The 1,420-nt window shown below is 63.2% G+C and carries 1 protein-coding gene; it reads right to left on the reverse strand.

The window, feature by feature from the left end; translation table 11 throughout:
- Positions 1 to 51: 51 nt before the first annotated feature.
- Positions 52 to 1,374 carry a hypothetical protein gene (locus tag KVT32_RS27755; protein WP_217619156.1) on the reverse strand — a complete coding sequence of 441 codons (1,323 nt, stop codon included), beginning with the start codon at positions 1,372 to 1,374 and terminating at the stop codon, positions 52 to 54.
- Positions 1,375 to 1,420: the final 46 nt, after the last annotated feature.

Consider the following 1,420-nt stretch of genomic DNA (forward strand, 5'->3'; position numbering starts at 1 on the left):
TGGAAGGCCAAAGATGAACATACCGACTGCCAGCATCATGGTGGCGGTCTCCTAGTCGTTGTCGCTGTACGAAGAGCGCAAGCGCGCAGCTTTGTCGCTGTCGCGGCGGCGCAGGGCATCCTCAACGGCTCGCGCGATGACGTTCTGGTTCGCGCCGGCGCGGTTGATTTGGATGGTGATGGTGTCGCCCTGGATGGTGACGGGACGGGCGCCAGCGGCCGCGGATGCCATGGCCGGGCGGTTGTCGATCCTGGCCAGCGCGCTGCCCTCATCTGCCATAACTGCGGACGGCGACAGGAGCGCGGCAGAAGGCGCTAGGGCGGCCGCAGCGGGCGCCATGGCGCCACCGATAGCTACGGACGCTGCGAGCGCCTGGGCGGCCTTTACGGCGGCTGGCTGACGGTCTTCAATGCCCACGGCGGCGCCTTCAGATACAAACCCGCCCATTTCGGCGAAGACACGGCTAGGCGAACGGATGCCAAGCTTTTCCTTGAACCAGCCTACGATTCCACTACCGATGTTGGAGATGGATTCCTTGAGCGCGCCGCCCATGCTGGTGATGCCGTTGATGAGACCTTGAATCAGCATGGAGCCGAATTGCGTAAAGCTCCCAGGCAGCTCAATGCCAAGTGTGCCCAATGCGCCTGTGATGGCCTGGTACAGCAGACCCAACGGAGACCAGTTCACCAAGAGAGTGCCGATACCGGCCAGGCCGCCATTGAATGCGGTCTTGACGGACTCCCAAATGCCTGAGAAGAACGTAACCAGGCCATTCCAGGCCACAGACAGAATCGGAATCGGATTTAGGGCGGCCAACGTCGTGCGCAGCCATTGCATGGTCGCGTCGGCAGCGGCCGTTACCTGCGCCCATAGGCCCGAGAAGAACGCAACCAGGCCATTCCAGGCCACAGACAGAATCGGAATCGGATTCAGGGCGGCCAACGTCGTGCGCAGCCACTGCATGGTAGCGTCGAAAGCGGCCCTTACCTGCGCCCACAGGCCGGAGAAAAACGCCTTGATCGGCCCCCAGTATTGGTAGATGAGGTACGCGGCGCCCGCGATGGCCAAGACCGCTACCGCGATGGGATTGGCCATTAGCAGCTTGCCCACCGTCATGATGGCGCCGCCCAGCAGACCAAACCCGCCCTTGGCCAAGTTGAATAGAACTCCCATAAGACTGCCGCCCTGGATCCCCAGCATGGACAGGCCAAAGCGCACCATTACGAACGGGCCGAGTACGGCGGCCATCGCCAGCGTCAAGGCGCCGAATGCAGCGATCAATGCGGCGATGGCGGCGGCGCCCATCGTCAGCGCGCTGGCCAGCTTGGGGTTGGCCTTCATCCATTCGCCGACGCTACCGACCACGCCGGCCAAGCCACGCACCAGCTTGCGCAGGCTCCCGTCGTGCAGCTCTTCAACC

This window comes from Achromobacter sp. GbtcB20 (assembly GCF_019091095.1).
GTDB lineage: Bacteria > Pseudomonadota > Gammaproteobacteria > Burkholderiales > Burkholderiaceae_B > Achromobacter > Achromobacter mucicolens.